Here is a 1,960-nt window from a genome sequence, read left to right on the forward strand (position 1 = left end):
TGCACATAAGTTTTGACCTTCATGCCCCGAATGAAGACTATTTTTGGTATTTATCCATTAAAGCTGGGGATATCCCCTTAAAATGGATAAATCAAATAGGTTAAATACCCTACAATAATGCCGGTTATGGCGCCGAAGAACACTTCTGTCGGCTGGTGGCCTAATAGTTCCTTTAGTTTTTCCCGGGACTCTGTTTTTTTCACATTTGGGTCTTTTAAGGTTTCAACAAGGTTATTAAAATTGACTAATAATTTATTTAACACTTCTGCATGGTATCCCGCATGTCTCCGTACGCCTGTGGCATCATGCATGACAATAGCAGAAACAACCACACAAATGGCAAATTCATTGGAATAAACCCCGGAGGTCAATCCAATAGCGGTAGTCAAGGATATGATCGTCGCAGTGTGAGAACTCGGCATTCCCCCGGTACTGACCATCAAGCTCCATTTAATTTTCCTTGTGGTCACAAAGTGAATGGGGATTTTTATAAATTGGGCAATCAACATCCCTAAAAGAGCAGCCAAAATTGGAAAGGACAAGAACATGCATTCCCTCCTAAAAATAATTTCAAACCCGGCAAGATATGCATTAAGTATTTATCTATTATCATATGTAAAATGAACGAATGGCATACCTGTTTAGAAAAAACGCCTAGATAAGATCCATTCCACGTTTAAAAAGAATGTAAGTTTCGACATTTTTCTGAAATATTTGTTAAAAACAAACAAGTTTTATAAAGCTGTCAACCCCTTTTTATAGAATAATTTATGGTAATCATGGATTACCATGGAATTGGGTATAAAACTAACAATGAAGATTATTAGCTTTATACCCGCTTTTATGCATCCTTAATCCAGGTAATGAATTTCCATGTTATTTCCTTCCTGAAATATGACAAAAATCATATGTTAAGATAATTTCGTAAAGCTTTAAATAACAGGAGGAGATTTAACATGTTTATTAGTAAAGCATTTCTGACTGTGACAACAGCGGCTGCCATTTTTGGCAGTACTCATGCTCAAACCAATGTACATGCAGCTTCCAATTACTCAGTGGCGCCTGAAAAAATTTACTATTATCAGGGCACAGATATAAATGAGATTAATAGAGTAATAGAAAACTATTTTAATACAAATACTTCACAGAATAGTTCAATGCAAGTGCAATCCCATCAAGTTACGAAACCTGCAACACATCAAACTGTTGCAGTAAAAAAACCAGTAAAGCAAACCACTAGCACCTTAAGTGCCTTTGAGCAAAAAGTGGTCGATTTAACGAATCAGCAGCGTGCAAAATACGGTCTGCCTGCATTGAAAGTAGATACTACACTAAGCAAAATGGCTCATGAAAAATCACGGGACATGTCTGCTAATCACTATTTCAGCCATACAAGCCCGACATATGGATCGCCATTTGATATGATGAAGCAATTTGGGATCACTTATCGCTATGCAGGGGAAAACATTGCCGAGGGGCAACAGACACCTGAAGAGGTTGTTAATGCATGGATGAATAGCCCTGGCCACCGTGCCAACATTTTGAATCCAAACTATAACTACATTGGTGTTGGATACGTAGCCCAAGGGAATTACTGGACACAAGATTTTATTGGAAAATAATCTTCTTAACGGATAACCATATGAGGGTTATCCGTTTTTTATAGCAGCATAATATTCACCGAAAGATTCATTGCTTTATAGAAAAATAGATAGGTATAGTTTTGTAAGCCATAAGTTGTATGTACAAAAATTTAACTAGGTCTATATTTCTATTTTTGAAGAATAGTAGATAAAAATTTGACGTGGAAAATATTATAAATTAAAGTTATGGTGGTAGTTTATGTGATTATTAGTTGGTTTTTCCAATCTTTCTTTTGAAATGTGTTGGATTTGCTGACCTAAATTCCCATAGCGAAGGTCGTGTCTTGATTAAAACTCGAAAGTGCAGAACTTTGCTT

The 1,960-nt window shown here is 36.2% G+C and carries 2 protein-coding genes; one reads left to right on the forward strand and one right to left on the reverse strand.

The annotated features are described in order from the left end of the window. Window positions 1–77: 77 nt before the first annotated feature. Window positions 78–548: a divergent PAP2 family protein gene (locus BFU02S_RS15710; RefSeq protein ID WP_066372716.1), complete on the reverse strand. Its 471-nt coding sequence runs from the start codon at window positions 546–548 to the stop codon at window positions 78–80. Between the two features lie 408 nt (window positions 549–956). On the opposite strand from BFU02S_RS15710, the gene BFU02S_RS15715 reads away from it, so the two are divergent. Then, a complete protein-coding gene (locus BFU02S_RS15715; RefSeq protein ID WP_084361166.1) occupies window positions 957–1,622 on the forward strand; it encodes a CAP domain-containing protein in 666 nt (221 codons plus the stop codon). The last annotated feature ends 338 nt before the right edge of the window (window positions 1,623–1,960 follow it).

The organism is Neobacillus fumarioli NBRC 102428 (assembly GCF_001591485.1).
GTDB lineage: Bacteria > Bacillota > Bacilli > Bacillales > Cytobacillaceae > Neobacillus > Neobacillus fumarioli.